Source organism: Chitinophaga polysaccharea, from assembly GCF_007829335.1.
GTDB lineage: Bacteria > Bacteroidota > Bacteroidia > Chitinophagales > Chitinophagaceae > Chitinophaga > Chitinophaga polysaccharea_B.
Genome location: NZ_VIWO01000006.1, coordinates 268,868 through 292,424, shown reverse-complemented (window position 1 = coordinate 292,424; position 23,557 = coordinate 268,868). Strand labels below are relative to the sequence as shown.

Genomic DNA, 23,557 nt, shown 5'->3' with positions numbered 1-23,557 from the left:
TATAATCCGCAAAATCATGTAACTTCCTGTAAAAGAGGATACCATGATTTTGCGGACTTTTTTTGCCTATGCTGGTTGGTTCCTATTGATAGCCATCCTGTTTGCCGGCGCTCCGGGCAACGGTGATCCGTCCCTGCAGCTGCATATCACGCATATCATGGGCGCACAGCCGCTGGAAAGAAAACAGGTAACTTATACTAATTCCTCCGGCGAGCCTTTTACGATTAGCCGTTTCCGTTATTTCCTCAGTAATTTTTCCCTGGAAACAGTAGATGGCAAAAGAAGCATCTTGCCCGTATCTTATTTCCTGGTAGATGATGCTATCGACAGTTCTAAAATAATACGGTTAGATAACGTACCCGCCGGGCAATATAAAAGTATTCGTTTTCTTATCGGGGTGGACAGTATCCGCAATGTAAGCGGCGTACAAGCCGGCGCATTGGCAGTGGAATCGGGCATGTTCTGGACCTGGAACAGCGGGTATATTATGGCGCAACTGGAAGGATATTCCCCGGTAATAACTTCTCCCACAAAGGAATTTCTGTTTCATACAGGTGGTTATAAAGCTGCCAACCAGGTATTGAAATATGTGGAGCTTCCCTTCCCGCAGCCATTAACCATAGCCACCGGAAAACAGCCACAGGTGCAACTCAGCGCCGACGTCGCCAAATGGTTTTTACCAGATACCGTGAGCTTCAAACAGGTGGCGGTCATTATGGCGCCAGGGGTGAATGCGCGTAAGGTAGCCAGTAATTACCAGCATATGTTCCGGGTAACGGGTATATCCGACTGATAGCGTACATGAAGCATAAAGCGATATATATCATAGCAGCGTTTTGCGCCTGGCTGGCGTTGGTGCAGGCGGGTGCCCGAAAGCCTCACCGTGGCGAGCCTGCGCCTTATTTTTTGCAGCTGCCATCGCACTTTCCCCGGCCGGTATACGATTTCTCCCGCAATCCGCTTACTAAACCCGGGGTAGCGCTGGGCCGTTTCATGTTTTATGATTACCGCCTGTCGAAAGACAGCACTGTATCCTGTGGCTTTTGCCACCAGCAGTTCGCGGCATTCGGACATTTTGATCATGCGCTGGCGCACGGCGTAGCCGGTCAGCAGGGCACCCGATCCGTACCCACACTATTCAATATGATCTGGCAAAAAGCTTTTATGTGGGATGGGGGTGTGAATCATCTCGAAATACAGCCGCTTACCCCGCTCACCGATCATAATGAAATGGCCATGGACCTGAAAGAGCTGTTGCAGAAAATGCAGGCAGATCCCCAGTATCGTAAAATGTTCAAAGCGGCCTTCGGTTCTCCCGAAATTACCAGTGAACGCATGTTTAAGGCATTTACCCAGTTTATCGCCACTATGGTATCTGCCAATTCCAAATACGATAGCGTTATACAACACTTACCCGGAGCCACCTTTTCAGATGAGGAAAAAGCCGGCTATAGCGTATTCCAGGAGAAATGCGCTGCCTGCCATAAAGAACCACTGTTTACCGATCTAACCTACCGCAGTAACGGGCTTCCCTATCTGCCTGCCCTGAACGATGTAGGTCGTATGAAAATCACCGGTAATACCGACGATAATCTTCGTTTTAAGGTGCCTTCCCTGCGCAATATCCTTAAAAGCGCCCCTTATATGCACGACGGCCGTTTCTTCGATATCTTCCAGGTATTTGACTTCTACGACCACGGTATTAAAGTAACTCCAACCACCGATCCCCTGGTGAAACCAGGTATCCCACTTTCCGATAGAGAAAAAAGGCAGCTTTACTTTTTCCTGAACACACTGACAGATTATTCGTTTTTAAATAATAAGGAATTGAGTGAGGTGTTGATTAATTAGTTGTCTTTTTCAGGTGATATGCTGGTAGTCATATTCCCCTTCCCACTCCTCCAGCAATCCGCTATGTGATCATCTACCATTCCTACTGCCTGCATATACGCATAACAGATAGTAGAGCCCACAAACTTAAAACCCCGTTTCAGCAGGTCCTTACTCATAGCATCGGAGATCGCTGTTTTGGCAGGTACTTCCGCCATTGTTTTAAAGTGGTTGTGGATGGGCTGGTGGTTGACAAATGACCAGATATACTGATCAAAACTGCCGAATTCTTTTTGAACAGCGAGAAAAGCCTTTGCGTTACCAATAACGGAGTTTATTTTAAGGCGGTTGCGGATGATGCCCTCATTGAGCATGAGTTGCGCTACCTTTTTTTCGTCGTACTTCGCTATTTTTTTAGCATCCCAGTTACTGAATGCTTTGCGGTAGTTTTCTCTTTTAGTGAGCACGGTGTACCAGCTAAGTCCCGCCTGGGCCCCCTCCAGGCAAAGCATTTCGAACAGGTGGGTGTCATCATGATGGGGGGTGCCCCATTCCTGGTCGTGGTAGTCCTGGTAAAGCTTGTCTTTACCTGCCCAACCGCAGCGTATTTTTTCTACAGTTCCCATTCTCCTATAATTTGATGTACTTTTTCTTTATAGGACTCAAGGTCGGTAATAGTTTGATGAATGAAGCTATTATTTTCCAGGCTGCCCACTACGGCATTCATTTCTTTTTCGCTTTCATAGGCCAGGCGGCGGAAAGGATTTTTGTAATCTTTTTCGCGGGAGCGTTTTATTTGTATCGTGATCCACTCCATGGTGCGGGTGGTTTCATTCATCCACTCTGCCAGCAGGGCGGGCGTTAAATCTTTCAGCGATACTTCTTTGATATCCAGCAGGGCGGCGATAGCATGTTGCAGCTTATCGGCGGCATAGCCGCTGCCTATTTCTTCATAGGCGGCGTGTAGCTGTGGCCAGCTGCTGATTTTATTCTTCTTGATCTTCGATTTGAGCAGGGTCACCGTATCGGCTTTCATCAGTTGTCCGCCGATATTCAGCCATTCGCCTCTTTTCGCAGTTTTGGCAACAGCCTGTAAAGCCAGGAAGGACGGCTTATTGGCAGCCAGGATATTTTTGATACCGTAGAGTACAATCATCTCCCGGAACACCGGGTAAGCACGGTGCACCTTGAGCAGCTGTACTTCGCGGGAACTGTTTTCAAAGCCGGTAGCGAGGATATGGAGCCTGGATACTTCTTCCTGGTGATGCAGCAACAGTTCTTTCCCCTTTTTGCGTAGATCCTTTTCCGTTAATTCCTTTTTAGGCGTATTTTCCGGGAGGGCATACCAGGCTTTCCCGGTAGCTGTTTCCATAATGGCCAGCGCATGGAACATTTCTTCTACAGAGTCGGGCGCCAGGTAATCGTATTCAATGAGCTGTACTTTATCGGTACGTTTGTCGCGGTCTACATACTTCCAGGAATTGCGGGCAATGGCATACATGTTATGGAGAAACCAATAACCAGGGATTATTTTGAGCCGGTTATCGTGTTCGTCATTTACCACCAGGCTGAACGGAATGGGGATATTCAGTTCAGACATATAGTTACCTTTGGATATCAGCGTGAAGGTGGCAAATTTAGAGTTGTGTTTCAGGCTCACACAGAGTCCCGGCCAGAATCCCCTGCCGGCAATGATTTCGCCGTCAGCCCCGCGGGAATTGTGATTGGAACCGATGGTGGCGCCGGCTGCCATATTGCTTTGCCCCATGATCAGTGCGGCGCAAAGGAACGAGTTATTATGATGTTGCTCGTGTGCCGGGAAAATCAATGAGTTCAATACTTCGCAGCAGGAAATGGTGGCATTGTTGCCCAGGTAGGAGTTGATTAGCCGGGCGCCATACTTGAGCTGGGAATGGGAAGCCATCACAAAGCGAACGGCTTTAACGCCGTAGAATACACGGCATCCATAGCCTACTACACCATTTACCATTTCGCAACCTTCTCCTATCTGGGAAGAGGCGTCGGCGCTGCTGTTGATGGTGAGATTTTTTAACTTGTTGGCTCCTTTTAGATAGGCATCCGTACCAATGGTCACGTCTTTGATCATCTTACAATTCTTGATCACGGTACGATCGCCTACCATGCCGTAATAACCGCGCCTTTTATCGAATTGTTTTTCGGTAAAGTTTTTAAACTGCTGTTGCAGGGCGTCGTCATCGCGGTAGCGGGTCCACAGGTAAGCATCTCCGGGCAGCATGCCATCGAAAGGCATCACGCTTCTTCCACCATTTTCGTTGCAGAGCTCCATCCAGATGCGGCCGTTTTCATTTTCCCCTTCTTTCACAATACCATTCCCGAATTTAGCATAGTCGGTGGTAGCCATTTCATTTACATTGGCTACAATGACTTCGTTGCCCAGTATATAATGCGAAAGATAGTTGACGTTATGTACTACCACATTGTCGCCAAAATCGCAGGCGCAGATGGTACTGTTGTACAGTCCTACCGGCATGCGCAGGTTGTGAAACTCCAGGTAGTACGGCTCCAGCTTACCGATGCGTACCATGCCAAAGAAATGGCAGTGTTGTACCAGTTGCGGGTTAAATTCATCGGATACAAATATGATGTTCCAGTCGTCTGAAGTGTTGTCGTTACGTACCAATGCTTCTACTTCGTAAGCGGTCAGCTTGCGGTACTGGTCTTTCCGGCTCCATTGCTCGTTACGTAAATAATATTCGTCTTTGCCTTTTGGTAACGTGGTTTCAATAAAATTATACCCCAGTTCGGAAAGGGGTTTTTTCTGGATGTTATTCATGGATATAACTTTTAAGAGCTGGGGGCCATTGACTGTCCGCTTCCAACATACCCGTTGAAAACGGATAGGTTGAAAGACGGTCAGCAATGATCAGCAGCAGCTATTCTACTGTCACGGATTTCGCAAGGTTCCTGGGTTTATCAACGTCCAGTCCTTTTAATACGCCTATATGATAAGCCAGTAATTGTAATGGTATAACGGAAATGATAGGGGCTACCATTTCATCGGCAGCAGGCACGAAGATCACATCATCTGCCATAGGCGGAATGGTCTGGTCGCCTTCAGTAACTACGGCGATCACCTTGCCTTTGCGTGCTTTTATTTCCTGGATGTTCGACACTACTTTTTCGTAATAGCTGTCTTTGGTAGCCACTATGACTACCGGCAGCTGGTCATCTACCAGGGCAATAGGGCCATGCTTCATTTCTGCTGCAGGGTATCCTTCCGCGTGGATGTAAGAAATTTCTTTCAGTTTGAGGGCGCCTTCCAGGGCTACCGGGAAATTGTATCCACGGCCCAGGTAAAGGAAGTCGCGGGCATCTTTATACTTATCTGCTATCTGTTTCACCTGGTCGTCGAGTTTCAGTGCCACGGCTACTTTTTCCGGGATTTGGTCCAGTTCGTCCAGCAGGTGTTGAAAACGTTGCGGGGTGATGGTGCCTTTGTCTGCAGCCAGTTTCAGGCCTACCAGGCAAAGCACCGCCAGCTGGGCGGTAAAGGCTTTGGTGCTGGCAACGCCAATTTCAGGGCCTGCATGTGTATAGGCGCCGGCGTGTGATAAACGGGCAATGGAAGACCCTACCACGTTACATACGCCCAGGATGATAGCGCCTTTTTCTTTGGCGCTTTCAATGGCTACCAGGGTATCGGCAGTTTCGCCGGATTGTGATACGGCAATGATTACATCGCCTTCACCCACTACCGGGTTACGGTAACGGAACTCCGACGCGTATTCTACTTCCACCGGGATACGGCACAGCTCTTCAATCATATACTCAGCTACCAGCCCGGCGTGCCAGGAGGTACCACAGGCCACGATGATAATGCGTTTGGCATTGCTGAGCACATCGGCATACTCGCGCATACCGCCCATGGTGAGCGTACCATTTTTAGCATCGAGGCGTCCGCGTAAACTATCGAAGATTGTTTGCGGTTGTTCAAATATTTCTTTCAGCATGAAATGATCATAACCACCTTTTTCAATAGCGGCCAGCTCTATGTCCAGTTGCTGTATGTAAGGCGTTTGCCTTTCATTGGAAATATTTTTCAGGATCAGCTCATCGGCTTTGATAATCGCTATTTCGTAGTCATTCACATATACTACTTCTTTCGTATACTCGATAATGGGAGAAGCATCTGATGCCAGGAAATGTTCTCCTTTACCCACGCCGATAACCAGCGGGCTTCCCTTACGGGCGGCAATCAGGGTATCCGGATTATCTTCATCGATCAATACGATCACGTAAGCGCCTACCACTCTTTTCAAAGCTATGCGCAGGGCTTCTTCGAGTGAACACTGGTTTTGTTTTTTGATCTCTTCAATGAAGTGGAGCAAAACTTCCGTATCGGTATCGCTGAGAAACGTATGTCCCTGTTTGATCAGTTCCTGTTTTAACTGCACATAGTTTTCGATGATGCCATTGTGGATCATGGCCAGTTTACCGTCGCCGGATAAGTGCGGGTGGGCATTCCGGTCGCAGGGCTCTCCATGGGTGGCCCAACGGGTATGCCCGATGGCGATATGACTGTGCATATCTTTGCCTGCCACGAACTCTTCGAGTGCGGCCACTTTATCTTTTCTCTTGTATACCTTCAGGCTGCCGTTAATGAGGGCTACCCCCGCGCTGTCATAGCCGCGGTATTCCAGTCTTTTGAGGCCTTTTAATACTACCGGGTAGGCTTCTCGCTGCCCGATATAAGCTACTATTCCACACATAAGGTTTTTGGATTTGTGCTAAGGTTTATCATTGCAATATCGCATTAATTGTTAAAATCACATCAGGAAATGTGAATATTGTTTAAGTTAAAGATATGGTCTGCGTGCATTCTACGATAGTCCTAAAGTAAAATGAAAAAGGGAATACCGTGAACATGCAGGAGAAAATTAAGATTCCTTAACATTCACCCATATTATTCACTGTATTCCCTTGCTAATTTTTTTTATAGAGATAACTAAATAAAAAAAATTAAAATGCCTTTACGGTTTTAAGAGCGTGCTCTCAAACAACAAAAGTATTCTTTTATATTCATCTGTCCAGCTGCTGGGCGTAATAAATCCGTGGTCTTCTACCGGATATACCGCCAGCTCCCAGTTATTCTTACCTAATTCTATCAATCGTTGCGATAAACGCACGATATCCTGGAAATGCACGTTGGTATCTATCATACCATGACACATCAACAGTTTGCCCCGCAATCCCTCTGCGAAATAAATAGGAGAGGAACGGCGATATGCAATACTGTCCGTAAATGGCTCATTCAGTATATTGCTGGTATAACCGTGGTTATAATGCGCCCAGTCGGTAACAGAGCGCAAAGCCGCACCAGCTGCAAAGGTACCGGGTTGGGTAAACATAGCCATGAGCGTCATAAAGCCACCATAGCTGCCTCCATAAATCCCGATACGCCGGGCATCGACCTGCAATTTTTCTGCCAGATATTTAGCGCCATCTACTTCATCGTCCAGGTCTTTGCCGCCCATATGCCGGTAAATACCGGTACGCCAGTTACGTCCGTAACCCGCGCTGCCACGATAATCCATGTCCAGTACCGTGTATCCTTTATCAGTGAGCAGGTTGTGAAACATATATTCCCGGAAATAGCTGCTCCACCATTTGTGTGCATTTTGCAGGTAACCGGCGCCATGTACAAATATTACTGCTGCTCCATTATTTTTGGCAGGATCGGGTGTATACAGGCGGGCATACACCGGTTGCTGATCGCGGGCCATAAAGGTGATCACCTGCGGATCGCGCCACGGATAGGATTTGAACTCATCCGATTGTCCCAGGCGGGTTACCTGTACCGACGGACTACCCGGGCTATTAGGCTGCAGGTATAGCTCCCAGGGCTTGTTGGAATAAGAATAACGAAACGCTAACCACTTGCCATCCGGAGATACCTGCACTTCGTTGGCGCCAGGCAGCGTGGTAATTCTTTCAGCCCTTCCACCTTGAACAGGCATACGGTAAAACTGTTTTTCTCCCGGGTGTACTTCGTTGGTGGTGAGATAGAAATACTTTTTATCGGGCGATAGCTGCGCGTCCTGTATCTCGTACTGACCGCTGGTCAGTTGTTTCACGTCGCCGTTGTTCACGTTTACCGTGTATAGGTGGGAATAGCCGGTGGCTTCCGATTGAAACCAGGCGGTATTTTCATCTATCCAGCCAATGTTGCCATTGCCCCAATCGATACCCGGACCGCCAATCCAGGCCTCGTCCCGCTGCCGGTTCAATGTTTTCAGGGTACCGGTGGCGGCATCCAGCAATACTATCCAGCGGTCTTTATTGTCCTGGGAGCGCACTTCTGCGATGGCATGGGTGCCCTGGTCAGACCACCAGGGCCCGTTTACCTGTACGTCCCTTACCGCGGGCGTATCCTTTTTCGTATAGTCTTTTACGTAATCCGGCTGATCTTTTATTCCCGGCAGGTCGGTCGTTTTAACCGGAAGCATGGTATCGCGTTGCCGGTCGTATACATAGCTTTCATAGCTGCCCTGCGGCGACCCCACTTTATCGCGGGTGGAGATATCGGTGGTATAGCCGCTGGCCGTCACGAATTCAGGAACGATGGTATTGCGTATGCCGGTAGGCGCCGTATACAGGGTATAGGTAATGAATCGTCCGTCGGGGCTGATACCGATATTATAAAGCGATTTGTTTTGCAGGTACAGGCGGCGCAGGGTTGCCGGCTCATGTGCTCTATTGAAGGCCGTGGCAGCGTCTTTCTTAGCCGTGCGGTCGCGTACAACCTGCATCAGCTCCAGTTGTTGTGCTTTCAGCGTTTGTTCTTCCACGTTACCCACCTTGCGCTCGTCGCGGTCAACCGGCTTACTGCCGTTATCAAAGCTGGTCAGCTGGCTGATCAACCCGCCGGCACGGTCCCACGCAAACAGGTCGTTGTTTTGCTGGAATACCACCTGCTTACCGCCAAAGCTGAACACAGGGCTGTTTTCCGTGGCGGCAGTATTGGTAATACGGGTCACCTTCCCGGTTTTTATCTCCAGTAAATAAATATCTCCCTGGTAGCTATAAGCCAGTAAAGTTTTATCCGTGTTATAGGCGCCGGAGGCCCTGGCCTTGATGAGGGCCCTTTCGGCCGCATCGGTTTTTCGGGGCGTGTTGTTCTTTGTGCTGGCATAGTATAGGGAGTCGCTCAGCTGTTTATCCGGGTTCCAGTCGAAGTACACGGTTTGGTTGTCGGTACCCCAGAAAACATGATCAGGAGAAGTTCCTATCCATTTCGGATCTCGCATCATCTTTTCTACCGTAAGCGGCCCGGCTTGCTGGGCAAAGGTGCTGTTGGCTGAAAAAAAAATAATGGCGGGTATTACCCAATATCTCATAGTGGTTCATTAATTTGTTGGGGAATAAATGTAACAGTTTAATCATAAATTGACATAAGTTTTGGATGGACGTACTGCGGTCATCTGTTTTAAATCCGCTTTATGCGCATAATGCCAATATTGCTTTCCCTCTTGCTATTCATAGCCTGCCAGCCCAAACAACCGGTACGGCAACCCATACCAGTAGCGGAAGACACCACTTTTTTAACCGGCACTTTTTATATCGTACGGCATGCAGAAGAATGCCCGGGTCCGGACTCTGTACTCACCGCTGCCGGCAATGCCCGCGCAGGCGCTTTATACAGGCTGCTAAAGGATTCAGGGCTGAATAAAATTTACACCACGCCCTATAAAAGAGCAGTGGCCACGGCCGACAGTCTACGTATACAGCTGCATCTCGACACCTGTTTTTACCAGGCAGATACCAGTGGGGAGTCTTTTATTTACCAGGTAACCCGGCATGAAGACTGGGGCAAACGTATCCTGGTGGTCGGACATGCGCACACAATCATCCCCCTGCTACGCAGCCTGAAAGTAAGTCCTGCCAGGGATTCTATCCGGGACATGGAGTACGATAAATTATTTATTGTCAGAAAGACTAAGGCGGAAACAACGCTGAAAGAGATCAGCTTTTGATAAGGCGCTAAAAAACGTAAGGCAAAAGCCGGAGGCTTTTACCTTACAATAATATTCCCCTCATAAGGGTATAAGCCACAGAGAAGTAAATCAGTAACCCCGTTACGTCTACCAGGGTAGCTACAAACGGTGCGGAGGAAGTAGCCGGGTCGGCGCCGCATTTTTTAAGTACAAGCGGTAGCATCGATCCGGAAAGGGTACCCCATAACACCACGCCTATCAGCGAAATGCCCACTGTAGCGCCAATCAGCACTGTATGGGCGCCATAAGTATGGAACAGGGTATTCCAGAGCAGGATGCGTATAAAGCCGATACAACCCAATACGCCGCCCAGTAGCAGGCCGGAGAGAATTTCCCGGCGCATGACCCGCCACCAGTCGGTTACGGTAATTTCGCCCAGGGCCATGGCCTGTATAATCAGGGTAGAAGCCTGGGAACCGCTGTTACCTCCACTGGAAATAATGAGAGGTACAAATAGTGCCAGCACTACCGCTTTGGCTATTTCGTCTTCAAAAAATCCCATGGCGGTAGCGGTCAGCATCTCCCCGATAAATAATACTACCAGCCAGCCTACACGTTTTTTTACCAGTTTCAGCAAAGGCATATCGAGATAAGGCTCATCCAGGGCCTCGGTACCACCAATCTTTTGGATATCTTCTGTATGTTCTTCGTTAGCGATCCACAACATATCGTCGATGGTCACAATGCCCAGCAGGATGCCCTGGTCGTCTACTACGGGCAAGGCTACCCGGTTTTCCATCCGGAACACCTGGATGGCTTCTTCCTGGTCATCATTGGCATGCAGGGATACAAACCGGTCGTCCATCAGGGTATGCACTACCGTATCTGTAGATACCAGCAGGAATTCCCGTATCCGGAAGTCATCCAGCAGATGACCTTTTTCATCGATCACATATATTACATCGATCGTTTCACTGTCTTTTCCATATTCCCGGATATAATCCAGTACGCGCTTTACTGTCCACTCTTCCCTGACGGCAATGTAGTCGGGCGTCATGATACGGCCTACGCTGTTTTCCTTGTAGCCCAGGAGCGACAGGGTAATACGTCTTTCTTCGGGATCGAGTAGCTTAATCAGTTCTTTTACCGCCTCGCTAGGCAATTCTTCCAGGAAGGCGGTGCGGTCATCCGCCGGCAGCTCATTCATCAGTTCCGCAATCTTCGCGGCCGACAAAGTACGGATCACATCTTCCTGCAAAGGAAAATCCAGGATGCGGAAAGCCGCTGCCGCTCTGCTGATCGACAGGTTATTGATAATCACATCGGCTTCATCCGGATCTTCGTGAATCAGTTCGGCTATATCCGTTATCAGCTGATCATCCAGGTATACTGACAGCTCGCGGTAATTCTTTTCATCTGTCAGTGTCTGGAATTTTTCCAGTAAAGCTTCATTTTCCATGTACAAATTGCCTCTATCTGCGAAAATAAGTTAAAATAGCACGCTGCCGGGACAGTCGTTATAATAATTCTGATACATGCAGCCGGATATTGCCGCAAATGGTATCCAGGGGCAGGTCGTTGGCATCCCAGCCAAACGGATCCTCAATTTCTTCTGCGATCAGCTCCAGGCTGGCCAATACAAAGAATACGAATACAATCATGGGCACAATCAGGTAGCCCAGGCTGAATACATATCCAAATGGCATGGACATCACATAAAAGAATATAAACTTTTTAATAAATGCGCTGTAGGAAAAGGGGATAGGGGTATTCCTGATCCGCTCACAGGCGCCGCATACATCGGCGAAGCTCTGTAACTCGTTATTGATCACAATCAGCTGATCGCCGCTGATGTTGCCACTACGGTATAGCTCCATGGTTTTGGTCGTGATCTGCAAAGCCAGCTGATTAGGGACATGCTTGCCGGTATCAGCCAGGAAGGCTTCCTGGCCGGGCAGGGCTTCCATCTCGGCGGCTATATAGCTTTTGCGCAAATGGTTCTTGAGGCCGTAGGCAAAATTGGGGATCATTACTTTATAGAACTCCCGGGCTTCGGTATTACCGGCTGGCAATATGGCCTGTAGCTTCATGGCCAGGTTGCGGCTGGAATTGACCAGCGCCCCCCATTGCCGCCTGCCTTCCCACCAACGGTCATACGCCGTATTGGTGCGGAATACCAGCAGCAGCGAAATCACAAAACCCAGCAAACCGTGCATGAGGGATATGTTCTTCACCTCGCTGTTGGCCGATAGCTTCCATACCGACAACTCCAGCCAGGCAATGATGGTGGCATAAACAGCGAGGGCTATAAACATCGGAAACAGCTTTCTCACCGTATCCGCTTTGTGAATACGGAAAATAAACGTAAACCACTCTTTTGGGTTATAATTGATCATATATTCAGGTTCATGAAAGGCAAAAAAAATATTTTCCGGGCCGCAAACCTAAATTTTTTCAACATGATTTTGATAACTTCTTCGTTTAACTTTACTTTACGTCTTCTTATTATCTGAAATAGCGCTATGATAAAGCCGTACTTGTACATTGATAAATCGAAGGGCAGAGGCAGAGGAGTATATACTACCGAAAATATTCCGGCTGGAACAAGAATAGAAACATCCCCCGTACTTGTTCTCTCTAACAGCGATACCGACATTGTGGACCAGACCAGGCTCCATAATTATATCTTTCTCTGGGGACCTAAAGAAACCAAATCCTGCGTGGCACTGGGCTTTTGCTCCATCTATAACCACGACTACCACCCTAACTGTGAGTATGAAATGGATTTTTCTGAAGAAACCATGAGCATCATTACCCTCCGTGAAATCAAAAAAGGAGAAGAACTTTTTATTAACTATAATGGCGATATCACTGATACCTCCCCGCTTTGGTTCGATGTAAAAAAGAAACAAAAAACTAAGTAATTAAAGAAATACGAAAAAATACCCGCCTGCGGCTTTTTTTCGTATTTCTTTTGTAATATTGTATAAGTGCTTATATAAATTGAATTGTATAATCACTTATGTAAATAATAAGATATGTCATTCTATCCATCACTAGGTTATCTCGTCTTTGGCAGCCGCCTTCGCCGGTTGAGCGAATACTTCCTCATGGAAGTAAATAAAGTATATGAACAGGCAGGCATCGCCTTTGACGCCAGCTGGTTCCCCGTATTTTACCTGTTGTCGAAGCAACAGTCCATCCCCATGATCGACATCTCCGAACAGCTGGAAATATCCCATTCCGCCGTTAGCCAGATGGTGACTAACCTGAAAAAGAAAGGACTGCTGAAAACCACTCCCTGCAAAGAGGATGGACGCCGGCAGCTGGTGGCCTTCTCTAAAAAAGGAGAAGAACTACTGCACCAGATACAACCCATATGGGAAGCTATTACCAGTGCCATGAATGAACTGGCCATGGAAAACAAACAAAGTCAGCAGGTATTGGCAGCCATCGCACAAATTGAACAAGCCGTACAGCAAAAGCCGCTGTCAGAAAGGATCAAACAACAACTTTAATACATCATACACCAGAAAATCTTCCTAATATGAGTGACATTTTTAAGTATGGTATTGACCAGCTCACCGTTGCCACCGCCATCGATATTGCGGCCGGCAAAGTGAAAGGAATACTGATACCGGAAGTCATCAACCGTGTACAAACCAGCTTCGGGTATGTACAAACCATCGTGTCCCAACATACCACGGTATACGGTATCAACACCGGCTTTGGCCCGCTCTGTGATACCAAAATATCCGAAGAAGATACCCGCGCGCTCCAGTACAACATCCTGCAAAGCCACAGTGTAGGCGTAGGAAATCCTATCCCGGAAGAAGTGGCCCGTATTATGCTGATCACCAAAGTGCATGCATTGGCACAGGGCTTTTCAGGGGTGGCATTGTCTACCCTGGAACGGATCATCTGGCATATCGATCACCAGGTAACTCCCCTCGTGCCTGAAAAAGGCTCTGTGGGCGCCTCCGGCGACCTGGCGCCATTGTCGCACCTCTTCCTCCCGCTGATCGGACTTGGCCTCGTATGGTACAAAGGGCAGAAAACTGATACCGCCGCCATGATGCAACAGGAAGGCATACAACCCATTGTACTGGGGCCCAAAGAAGGACTGGCACTGATCAACGGTACTCAGTTCATCCTGTCGTTTGCCGTAAAAGCCGTGCAACGCCTGCACAACGCGCTGGAAGCGGCCGATATCATCGGCGCCCTTTCCCTCGAAGGGCTCATGGGCACCGCCAAACCTTTCGATCCCCGCTTACATGCCATCCGTCCTTTCCCTGGTAACCAGCTGGTAGCGCACCGCTTGAAAACATTGCTCGACCATTCTGAAATTATGTCATCGCATGTAGAATGTGGCCGCGTACAGGATCCTTACTCCCTGCGTTGTATGCCACAGGTACATGGCGCCTCCCGCACTGCCTGGCTGCATTTACTCGAACTCACTACCATAGAGTTGAACGCCGTTACCGATAACCCGATTATTTTCAGCGCAGAAGATACTATCAGCGGTGGTAACTTCCACGGACAACCTATGGCCCTTCCCCTGGACTACGCCACCGTAGCGGCTGCGGAGCTGGGCAATATCTCCGACAGGCGTTGTTATATGATGATCGAAGGAAGATATGGCCTGCCTAAACTCCTGATCCAGGACGCCGGGCTTAACTCCGGTTTCATGATCCCCCAATACACCACAGCCGCCCTGGTAACAGAAAACAAAACACTCTGTTTCCCTGCCAGCGCCGATAGTGTACCCACTTCCCTGGGCCAGGAAGACCATGTATCCATGGGATCTATCAGTGGACGAAAACTGAACCAGGTGATCGATAACCTGGAATACATATTGGCTATAGAGTTGCTGTATGCCGCCCAGGCAGTGGATTTCCGCCGGCCATTGAAATCGGGCCCGGTACTGGAAGCCGTGCATCGCTATACCCGCGAACAGGTAACGTTTGCCGCTAAGGACCGCATCTTCGCCAACGATATTGCCGCCCTTCATCATATCATCACCAATCAATCGCTGGTACGCGTAGCCAATGAAGCCGCCACCAGTCATCAACTTAACTTAAACGGAGTTTACAATGACCAGTTTGGACTTTATTAAAACCTACGCAGCCCACCCGCATTATAAGGCCCCACGCGGTACACAGCTGCATGCCAGATCCTGGCAAACAGAAGCGCCCCTGCGCATGTTGCTCAATAACCTGGATGCCGAAGTAGCCGAAAACCCGGATGAACTGGTGGTATACGGTGGTATAGGCCAGGCAGCCCGCAACCGCGAAGCGCTGCAAAAAATTATTGAATCCCTGCTGGTATTGGACGACCATCACTCCCTGCTGGTGCAGTCGGGAAAGCCGGTGGGTATTGTACGCACCCATCCCCAGGCTCCACGCGTAATGCTTGCCAACAGCAACTTGGTTCCCAAATGGGCTACCTGGGAGCATTTCAACGAGTTAAGAGCCAAAGGCCTGATGATGTACGGGCAAATGACTGCCGGTAGCTGGATCTATATTGGTACCCAGGGCATCTTACAAGGTACCTATGAAACCTTTATGGAATGCGGCCGTCAACATTTCAACGGCAGCCTGTCCGGTAAACTACTGGTTACTGCGGGTATCGGTGGTATGGGTGGCGCCCAGCCCCTGGCTGCTACCATGGCGGGCGCTGTATTCATTGGCGCCGACATCGATCCTACCCGTATCCAGAAAAGACTAGATACCCGCTATATCGATCGCATGACTTATTCTTACGAAGAAGCCATCCAATGGGCCAAAGAGGCCCAGGCCAAAGGGCAGGCGCTCTCCATTGGCCTGGTAAGCGATGCCGGTGATATGCTGGAAAGAATGCTGAGAGACAATATCATTCCCGATATCCTCACCGACCAAACTTCGGCCCATGACCCGCTGAATGGTTATGTACCTAATGGCATGACGTTGGCGGCGGCATTGGACCTTCGTAAGCAAGACCCGGCCAGGTACCGCGAATTATCGCTGAAAAGCATGGCTCGTCACGTTGGCTTCATGCTGCAATTACAACAGAAAGGCGCCATTACTTTCGACTATGGTAACAACCTGCGCGAGTTTGCCAGGGAAGGAGGAGAGCCTAACGCTTTTAATTTCCCCGGCTTCACGCCCGCTTATATTCGCCCGTTATTCTGCGAAGGAAAAGGACCCTTCCGCTGGGTAGCCCTCTCCGGCGATCCGGAAGATATTTATACCACCGATCGCGCACTCATGGAAGCATTCCCCGAAAATACCCACCTGATCAACTGGCTGAAACAAGCCCAGGAAAAGGTGGCCTTCCAGGGACTTCCCGCCCGCATTTGCTGGCTGGGCCTCGGTGAGCGCGAAAAGGCCGGCCTTATTTTCAATGAGCTGGTAAGAACAGGGAAAGTGAAAGCGCCGATTGTTATTGGCCGTGATCACCTCGACTGTGGCTCAGTGGCATCCCCTAACCGGGAAACGGAAGCGATGCTCGATGGCTCCGATGCCGTTAGCGACTGGCCATTACTCAACCTCATGGCCAATACCGGCGGCGGCGCTACCTGGGTATCTTTCCATCACGGTGGTGGCGTAGGCATGGGATATTCTCAACATGCCGGAATGGTAGTATTGGCCGATGGTACAGAGCGTGCCGCAGCCTGCCTGAGCCGCGTACTGTTCAATGATCCCGCACTGGGCATTTATCGCCATGCAGATGCCGGTTATGAAAAGGCACAGGAATGGGGAAGAAAGTTTGAAATTTATTAAAAGCAAAAAAAGCTGAAAGCAGAAAGCATAAAGTTGATGGTGTTATATTCGCTTTAATTATTCGCACCAATGGCTTTATGCTTTGTGCTTTCAGCTCAAAAAATAAACCATGAAAACATTACTCGGTCCTTTCGCCCAAATATTACCCATGACAGATCTGTCGCTGAAGGGCGCCCTGCAGGATGAGCAGCTCAAGGTGATAGAAAAAGGAGGCGTGGTGGTGGAAAACGGTAACATTGTTGCGGTGGCAGATTATAAGTCGCTCCTGCAACGATACCCCGACAGTGAAATTGCTTTTATAGATACGCCCATGGTATTACTACCCGGGTTTATCGATTGCCATACCCATATCTGTTATGACGGCACCCGCAGCCGCGACTATGCCATGCGCATTGCCGGGAAAAGCTACCTGGAAATTGCCCGTGCCGGCGGCGGTATCTGGGATTCGGTCACCAAAACGCGTGTAGCCGATCTCGTTACACTTACCGAAAATATAGTCGCCCGGGCCAATCGCCATTTAAAAGAAGGCGTTACCACCATTGAAGTGAAAAGCGGCTACGGTCTCAACGAAGAGAGTGAATTAAAAATGCTGCGCGCCATCCAGCAGGCAGCGCTGCATACAAAAGCTGCATTGGTACCTACTTGCCTGGCCGCGCATATGAAGCCCCGCGACTACAACGATTCGGAAGAAGCTTACCTGCAATGGATCTTACAGGAGCTATTGCCCATACTGAAACAGGAACAGCTGACCCAACGGGTGGATATTTTTATTGAAGAAACAGCTTTTTCTGCCGCTGCTGCTGCCTCCTTTTTGCAAAAGGCCATGCAGCAAGGCTTTGCGGCCACCGTGCATGCCGATCAGTTCAGCGCCGGCGGCGCTGCAGTAGCCGTTAGCGCTGGCGCTTTATCTGCCGATCATCTCGAAGCCAGCACAGAAAAAGAAATCGCTTTACTGGCAAATTCTGATACGGTTGCTGTAGTTTTGCCGGGTGCTTCGCTGGGACTGGGCATGCCCTATGCACCGGCCCGTAAGTTGTTGAACGCTGGCGCTTGTGTTGCCATCGCCAGCGACTGGAACCCCGGATCAGCGCCAATGGGCGACTTGCTGGTGCAGGCTGCCGTGATGAGCGCCGCAGAGAAATTGTCCACAGCAGAAGTCCTGGCCGCATTGACCCTGAGGGCCGCACCGGCCCTGCAGTTACGCAATGCCGGTCAACTAATACCCGGCTATATGGCCGACTTACAGGCTTATCCAACCGCTGATTACAGGGATATCCTCTATTATCAGGGTAAGATGAAACCTGCTATGGTGTGGAAAAAAGGAGAACTAGTATCAATATGATAACAAAGGAAAGCTATCAGCCAACCGCAGCAAATACCTGGACAGGCCGCACCGACGGCACCGAACCGGATTTGCTGCGCTGGCACCAGGTAATAAAAGTAACCAACCTGCTACAGGAACCATTGCCCGCATTATTACCCGGACAGAAAGGGATTGCCCTGCTGGGGTTTGCCTGCGATGAAGGCGTGCGTCGTAATAAAGGCAGGGTAGGCGCCGCAGAAGGCCCGGCGGCACTACGTAAAGCCATCGCCGGTTTCCCTGTTCACTTCAACGCACAAACGATATTGCTGGATGCAGGAGATATCGTATGTGTAAACGGAGAGCTGGAAAATGCACAAACCGTACTCCGCGAAGCCGTGCAAACAATACTGCTTGCCGGCTACCTTCCGGTACTGCTGGGTGGCGGACATGAAATTGCGTATGGTCATGCCAGTGGTATACGCCAGTTCGCGGCACGGCAACAGGTAGGATTCATCAACTTCGACGCACATTTCGATATCCGTATTCCTGACGAACAGGGCGCCAGCTCCGGCACCGGCTTCTGGCAGCTGGCGCAGGATTGCAAACAGGCCGGAACGCCTTTTCATTACCTCGCTCTCGGTATACAGAAACTGGGCAATACCCGACAGTTGTTCAATATCGCCGGGGAAGAGGAAGCTACCTATGTGAGCGCAGACGCTTTCCACCTGAATGATAAAGACACCCTGTTTGCCGCCATTCAGCATTTTCTCAGCCAGGTAGATAAAGTGTACCTCACTACCTGTTTGGACGTATTTGCCGCTCCTTTTGCACCTGGCGTAAGTGCTACGGCCTATAACGGCATTATGCCCGGAGGATTATTTCTACAATGCTATCGTAAAATATTACAAAGTGGAAAGGTGGCAGGGGTCGATATTGCGGAACTGAACCCTTCGCTGGACATCGACAGCCGCACGGCCAAACTGGGGGCTGCCCTCATTTTTGAAACAGTGATGGCCTATTGTGGGGAGTTTAGCTTTTAGCCGCTAGTAGCCAATTTCCATCAACATTTTTATTTGTTTGGAACACTGCAACAGCTGGGCTCTGGTATCTGCTTTTAAGCGTGACTGTAGTTGCCGCACTGGTTCGGGCAATGCTATTTTTTCTTTCCTTAATTGGGTAATGGTGTGGCCTACAAACAACGACAATTCGCTGGTGTCGTGCCATTGCCCCAGCAATTCACCCGCCTTGCCGGTATGTTTGGTCAAGGTGTCGGTGTACGTAGTAGGCAGTACTTCAGCCAGTATGGTCAGCTGGTAATACAGCGACTTTACCTGCTTTCTTACCTCATGCCATTCCGCATGATGTACCCTGCCAGCGGGTAAAATTATCTGCTGATGCTGCTGATAGAGATATTGCCGGAGGGCCTCGGTAGCGGCAGTTTTATCCATTTTTTCAATGGCCTTGCTGAAGCGTTCGGGCAAGGTTTCCAGCTTTTTCAATGAAGTATGTTTGATCGTGTCCTGTAGCAGGTCGATAGCAGTGGTATGTTTCTTTTGTAGCAATAAATGCGCAAACGAAAAGCGCCAGGCAACTTTCTTTTCGTATAGGCGCAGGTGTTTTTCCTGCAGATGCGCATCCCTGGAAGCCCCTCCCACAGACTGTATCAGCCTTGCGGTATGCAGGTGTTTTCCTGCACCGAAAGAATAGTCTGGCAATTGTTTGGCGAGCGCGAAAAATGCCCGGAGTTTTTTTACGCCCACCCGGAGCTGGTGTACAGCATCTGCATCTCCCTGCATTTGTTGCAGGGTGTCGTACGCCGATATCACCGTATCGCACTCTTTACGCAAATACTGATATAATGCGGTAAGTAACATGCTTACTAAAGTTAACATAAAATCCGCCGCAATCCCGGGAAATTCAATATTTTTGCCCAAAATTGTTATGTTATGCAACTAATCCCCAAAGTGGCAGCAGTATTGCTGTTATCTGTATTGTGCCTTCCCGCGGCAGCACAGAAGATTAAACTGGTAGACGGCGATCCGGCCGTATTAAAAGACCAGAAAGAACTCAATGTCGAATTTACGTATGATCACCTGTCTGTTGGTAAAGACAGCGAGGAAGATTATGTGCAGAAGAAAACAGCTGAGTACAATAAGAAAGAGCCAGGTAAAGGCGATACCTGGGCTAAAGCATGGGTAGCCGATCGCGCTTCCCGCTATGAGCCTAAGTTTGATGAGTTGTTTAATGACAACGGAGACATCAAGGCAGGCAGCTTCCCCAATGCGAAGTATACCCTGATCTTTCACACCACTTTCATAGAGCCGGGATTCAATGTAGGCGTGGCCCGCAAAAACTCTTACATTGACGCGGAAGTGCTGATCGTGGAAACAGCCAACAAAGGTAAAACCCTGGCAAAAATATCCGTAGATAATGCTCCTGGCCGTATGATGGGATTCGATTTCGATACTGGTATGCGCATCACAGAGTCGTATGCAGTAGCCGGAAAGAAACTGGCTAAATTCCTGGGTAAATAAGTAGAAAGCAGAAAACAAAAAGCGATTGTAGTGAATGACCAGAGCGAGTAAGTATTTATCCGCTATTTTCATTCGCTACAATAGCTTTTTGCTTTATGCCTTCTGCTATTAAAAAACAATGGTTTTATTGCCATGTAGCAATACCCGGTTTTCCACATGTGCTTTTACCGCCCGGGTCAGTACCTGCCGTTCAATATCCCGTCCCAGCATTACCAGGTCTTCCACGGTATGTTTATGGCTTACCCTGACTACATCCTGCTCTATAATGGGTCCTTCGTCCAGTTCATTGGTTACATAGTGCGCGGTAGCGCCAATCAGTTTAACACCTCTCGTGTAGGCGTTGAGGTAAGGCCGCGCGCCGGCAAACGCAGGCAAAAAGGAGTGGTGGATGTTAATAATCCGTTGTGGATACCTGCCCACGAATTCCGGGGATAATATTTGCATGTACCGGGCCAGTACCGTAAAATCGATCGCATGTTCTTCCAGTAAGCGAATGGCCGCTTGTTCCTGGGCAGCTTTGTTATCAGGGTTTACCGGGAGATAGTGAAACGGGATCCCCATCGCGCGGCAATCATTTTCCAGTTTAGTGTGATTGGAGATTACCAACGGAATTTCTACAGGCAACTCCCCGCTTTTCCATCTCCACAATAATTCCAGCAAACAGTGATCATAGGCAGATACCAGGATAGCCATACGTTTGCGCTGATCACTATAATCGATCTTCCATTCCATATGCAGGGGCGTGGCTACTTCCTCCTGGAAAGTGGCTTCCAGCCTGGCTTTGTCCAGCTCGTCCAAATGGAATTCCATACGCATGAAAAATAAACCCTCCCTGGGATCAGTGCTGTGTTGGCTCGCATCAAGTATATTTGCACCGGATTGGTAAAGAAACCGGGATACCCCGGCAACAATACCGGGCCTGTCGGGACAACAGATCAACAGGCAGGCGGTGATAGGTGTAGTGTGGTTTGACATATAGTTACCAAAATAATAATATTAATACAATCTCCCTTGAAAAAGATAGGACTCATGTCGGATACCCATAGTTACCTGCACCCACAGGTATTCAAATACTTCGAAGAAGTAGATGAAATCTGGCATGCCGGAGATATCGGCAACGTAGAGCTGGCAGATAAACTGGAAGCCTTTAAACCATTCAGGGCCGTTTTCGGCAATATCGACGGTGCGGATATCCGTATACGTTACCCGGAAATATTACGTTTTAACCTGGAAGAAGTAGAGGTGATGATGACACATATTGGTGGCTACCCGGGAAAATATGCCCCAGGTGTCAGGGAGATCTTGAAAAAGCATCCGCCGAAACTCTTTATCTGCGGGCATTCACATATTTTGAAAGTAATGCCCGATCCGGCCCTGCATTTGTTACACATGAACCCGGGCGCCTGCGGCCAGCAGGGCTGGCACAGCGTGAAAACATTATTGCGCTTTCAGCTGGACAGCGGCAATATTCAACAACTGGAAGTGATTGAATTGCCCTGATCATCGTCCTCTTAACCTGCAACTTTATGACGCATCGTATTTTGTTATGCCTGATGATAACTCTTTGTACGGGGACTGTGGCAACACAGGCCCAGGGCAGGTTTCTCCGGTGGCTGAAAACAGACAATGATTCTTCGTATATCGATGAACATACGGAAGATATCACCTTCCGCTTATATGGTTCCCGTAAATTTACCAAGTACGACATTGCCGACCGGAAGCAAAACAAGCATATCCTGTACCGGCCCAATACCCCTTTCAATATTGGTTTTGGTGCCAACTACCGTTTTATTGGCATCAACCTCGGATTTAACCTGCCATTTATCAACCGGCATAATGATAAGTTCGGAGAAACAAAATATATCGATCTGCAATCGCATATTTACCTGCGGAAGCTGGTAATAGATTTTTACGGGCAATCATACAAGGGCTATTATATTGCTAACGCCCAGGGGGTGTTTGGTAAAGAATACGCCCAACAGCATCCTTATCCTCAACGTCCCGACATTAAGAATCTGGGATTAGGACTCAATGCCCAATACATCTTCAATGATAAACGCTTTTCTTACCGGGCTTCTAACCTGCAGAACGAATACCAGAAAAAGAGTGCCGGCTCTTTCCTGCTGGGAGGCGAATTCTTTGTGGGCAGGGTAAAAGGGGATTCCTCCCTGATACCCTCCAATATGACGGATACCCTCTTTTTGCGGGATGAACATTACTACAAAACCGGTATTTCATCATTGGCAGCCAATGCGGGGTATGCCTATACTTTTGTGCTGAAACAACATTTCTTTTTATCAATGTCGCTCACAGCGGGCCTGGGAGGCAATATTACCACCCTATACCTGGAAAATGGGGAGGTAAGCCGTAAAGGTGGGATTCAATTCAGTAATACCGTACGTGCGTCTATTGGTTATAATTCCAGCCGGTATTTTGCCGGTATACATTATGTAGGCATGTCTATTCGTAGTGGCATGTCTATTCCGCACACCTATCAAACTTTTGGTACCGGCAATTTCAGGGTAAGCCTGGTGCGCCGCTTTACCCTGAAGAAGCCGATTTGGAATTAGCTCCGTGCCGGCGTAATCCACTTGGTACCTGCTGGTGGCTGGTATTGTTCCAGCTTTAATAACAGCTCATCGATGTTATCGCTGCATAGCAACATATCCCGGTTAGCTGCGCTGAGGAAGCCCTGCTGGCTCATGTGATGGGATAAGGCAATGAGATTATCATAAAAGCCGTTTACATTTAGCAGGCCGATAGGCTTTTTATGGAGGCCCAGTTGCCCCCAGGTCAGCACTTCAAATAATTCTTCCATCGTGCCAAAGCCACCGGGTAATGCAATCACCCCGTCGCATAATTCGTTCATCTTTGTTTTGCGCTCATGCATAGTATCTACCAGTATCAGTTTGGTAAGACCTCCATGTGCCAGTTCTTTTTGTTGCAGGAAATGAGGTAACACGCCTATCACTTTTCCACCTGCCTGCAGGGCGCCATCCGCCACAGCTCCCATTAGTCCTACTTTTGCGCCGCCATATACCAGGGTGATCTGGCGTTGCCCCAGGGCAGCGCCCAACAGGGTGGCCTGTTGCAGGTATGCCGGGTTGTTTCCGCCACTGGAGCCACAAAAAACCACAATACTTTTCATATCAT

The 23,557-nt window shown here is 48.9% G+C and carries 21 protein-coding genes; 12 read left to right on the top strand and 9 right to left on the bottom strand.

Going from position 1 to position 23,557, the window contains the following annotated elements; all coding sequences use genetic code 11:
- Positions 1–43: 43 nt before the first annotated feature.
- Both FHW36_RS20525 and FHW36_RS20520 read left to right on the top strand, forming a co-directional pair.
- Entirely contained in the window at positions 44–793 is a 750-nt protein-coding gene (locus FHW36_RS20525) for an MbnP family protein (RefSeq protein WP_145671460.1), read from the top strand.
- Between the two features lie 8 nt (positions 794–801).
- The gene (locus FHW36_RS20520; RefSeq protein WP_145671459.1) at positions 802–1,851 is read left to right on the top strand and encodes a cytochrome-c peroxidase; all 1,050 of its coding nucleotides are present in this window, start codon (positions 802–804) and stop codon (positions 1,849–1,851) included.
- Here the strand turns inward: FHW36_RS20520 and FHW36_RS20515 are convergent.
- The 4 genes from FHW36_RS20515 to FHW36_RS20500 form a co-directional block, all read right to left on the bottom strand.
- The gene (locus tag FHW36_RS20515; RefSeq protein ID WP_145671458.1) at positions 1,848–2,456 is read right to left on the bottom strand and encodes a DNA-3-methyladenine glycosylase I; all 609 of its coding nucleotides are present in this window, start codon (positions 2,454–2,456) and stop codon (positions 1,848–1,850) included. The two genes, FHW36_RS20520 and FHW36_RS20515, sit on opposite strands and share 4 nt — an antisense overlap.
- The gene (locus FHW36_RS20510; RefSeq protein WP_145671457.1) at positions 2,444–4,645 is read right to left on the bottom strand and encodes a DUF4954 family protein; all 2,202 of its coding nucleotides are present in this window, start codon (positions 4,643–4,645) and stop codon (positions 2,444–2,446) included. Before FHW36_RS20510 ends, FHW36_RS20515 begins: the two co-directional genes overlap by 13 nt.
- A gap of 100 nt (positions 4,646–4,745) precedes the next feature.
- Positions 4,746–6,581, bottom strand: a complete 1,836-nt coding sequence (gene glmS / locus FHW36_RS20505) for a glutamine--fructose-6-phosphate transaminase (isomerizing) (RefSeq protein ID WP_145671456.1) — start codon at positions 6,579–6,581, stop codon at positions 4,746–4,748.
- A gap of 261 nt (positions 6,582–6,842) precedes the next feature.
- Positions 6,843–9,209, bottom strand: a complete 2,367-nt coding sequence (locus FHW36_RS20500; RefSeq protein WP_145671455.1) for a S9 family peptidase — start codon at positions 9,207–9,209, stop codon at positions 6,843–6,845.
- Positions 9,210–9,311: 102 nt separating this feature from the next.
- On the opposite strand from FHW36_RS20500, the gene FHW36_RS20495 reads away from it, so the two are divergent.
- Positions 9,312–9,845, top strand: a complete 534-nt coding sequence (locus tag FHW36_RS20495) for a histidine phosphatase family protein (RefSeq protein ID WP_145671454.1) — start codon at positions 9,312–9,314, stop codon at positions 9,843–9,845.
- Between the two features lie 43 nt (positions 9,846–9,888).
- Here the strand turns inward: FHW36_RS20495 and mgtE are convergent, their stop codons facing one another.
- Positions 9,889–11,265 carry a magnesium transporter gene (mgtE, locus tag FHW36_RS20490; RefSeq protein WP_145671453.1) on the bottom strand — a complete coding sequence of 459 codons (1,377 nt, stop codon included), beginning with the start codon at positions 11,263–11,265 and terminating at the stop codon, positions 9,889–9,891.
- A 58-nt stretch (positions 11,266–11,323) separates the two neighbouring features.
- Positions 11,324–12,202, bottom strand: coding sequence for a bestrophin family protein (locus tag FHW36_RS20485; protein WP_145671452.1), 879 nt, complete (start codon positions 12,200–12,202; stop codon positions 11,324–11,326).
- A gap of 126 nt (positions 12,203–12,328) precedes the next feature.
- Here FHW36_RS20485 and FHW36_RS20480 point away from each other — a divergent pair, with 126 nt between their 5' ends.
- The 6 genes from FHW36_RS20480 (at position 12,329) to hutG (ending at position 18,910) form a co-directional block, all read left to right on the top strand.
- Positions 12,329–12,730: an SET domain-containing protein gene (locus FHW36_RS20480; RefSeq protein ID WP_145671451.1), complete on the top strand. Its 402-nt coding sequence runs from the start codon at positions 12,329–12,331 to the stop codon at positions 12,728–12,730.
- Positions 12,731–12,844: 114 nt separating this feature from the next.
- On the top strand, positions 12,845–13,324 hold the full coding sequence (locus FHW36_RS20475; RefSeq protein ID WP_145671450.1) for a MarR family winged helix-turn-helix transcriptional regulator: 480 nt from the start codon (positions 12,845–12,847) through the stop codon (positions 13,322–13,324).
- Between the two features lie 29 nt (positions 13,325–13,353).
- The gene (gene hutH, locus FHW36_RS20470) at positions 13,354–14,922 is read left to right on the top strand and encodes a histidine ammonia-lyase (RefSeq protein WP_145671449.1); all 1,569 of its coding nucleotides are present in this window, start codon (positions 13,354–13,356) and stop codon (positions 14,920–14,922) included.
- Positions 14,900–16,567, top strand: coding sequence for a urocanate hydratase (gene hutU / locus FHW36_RS20465; protein WP_145671448.1), 1,668 nt, complete (start codon positions 14,900–14,902; stop codon positions 16,565–16,567). Before hutH ends, hutU begins: the two co-directional genes overlap by 23 nt.
- 109 nt (positions 16,568–16,676) lie before the next feature.
- Positions 16,677–17,909, top strand: a complete 1,233-nt coding sequence (gene hutI / locus FHW36_RS20460; RefSeq protein WP_145671447.1) for an imidazolonepropionase — start codon at positions 16,677–16,679, stop codon at positions 17,907–17,909.
- Entirely contained in the window at positions 17,906–18,910 is a 1,005-nt protein-coding gene (gene hutG, locus FHW36_RS20455; RefSeq protein ID WP_145671446.1) for a formimidoylglutamase, read from the top strand. The genes hutI and hutG overlap by 4 nt, the downstream gene beginning before the upstream one ends.
- Positions 18,911–18,913: 3 nt before the next feature.
- Here hutG and FHW36_RS20450 read toward each other — a convergent pair whose 3' ends face one another.
- Complete coding sequence (locus FHW36_RS20450) at positions 18,914–19,744, bottom strand: CHAD domain-containing protein (RefSeq protein WP_186452542.1); 831 nt, start codon at positions 19,742–19,744, stop codon at positions 18,914–18,916.
- Positions 19,745–19,816: 72 nt separating this feature from the next.
- Here FHW36_RS20450 and FHW36_RS20445 point away from each other — a divergent pair, with 72 nt between their 5' ends.
- Entirely contained in the window at positions 19,817–20,404 is a 588-nt protein-coding gene (locus FHW36_RS20445; protein ID WP_145671444.1) for a hypothetical protein, read from the top strand.
- Between the two features lie 108 nt (positions 20,405–20,512).
- Here FHW36_RS20445 and purU read toward each other — a convergent pair whose 3' ends face one another.
- A complete protein-coding gene (gene purU / locus FHW36_RS20440) occupies positions 20,513–21,379 on the bottom strand; it encodes a formyltetrahydrofolate deformylase (RefSeq protein ID WP_145671443.1) in 867 nt (288 codons plus the stop codon).
- A 36-nt stretch (positions 21,380–21,415) separates the two neighbouring features.
- On the opposite strand from purU, the gene FHW36_RS20435 reads away from it, so the two are divergent.
- Entirely contained in the window at positions 21,416–21,904 is a 489-nt protein-coding gene (locus FHW36_RS20435; RefSeq protein ID WP_145671442.1) for a metallophosphoesterase family protein, read from the top strand.
- 26 nt (positions 21,905–21,930) lie between these two features.
- Positions 21,931–22,974: a DUF4421 domain-containing protein gene (locus FHW36_RS20430; protein ID WP_145671441.1), complete on the top strand. Its 1,044-nt coding sequence runs from the start codon at positions 21,931–21,933 to the stop codon at positions 22,972–22,974.
- On the opposite strand, the gene FHW36_RS20425 is transcribed toward FHW36_RS20430, so the two are convergent.
- Complete coding sequence (locus FHW36_RS20425; protein WP_145671440.1) at positions 22,971–23,552, bottom strand: LOG family protein; 582 nt, start codon at positions 23,550–23,552, stop codon at positions 22,971–22,973. The two genes, FHW36_RS20430 and FHW36_RS20425, sit on opposite strands and share 4 nt — an antisense overlap.
- Positions 23,553–23,557: the final 5 nt, after the last annotated feature.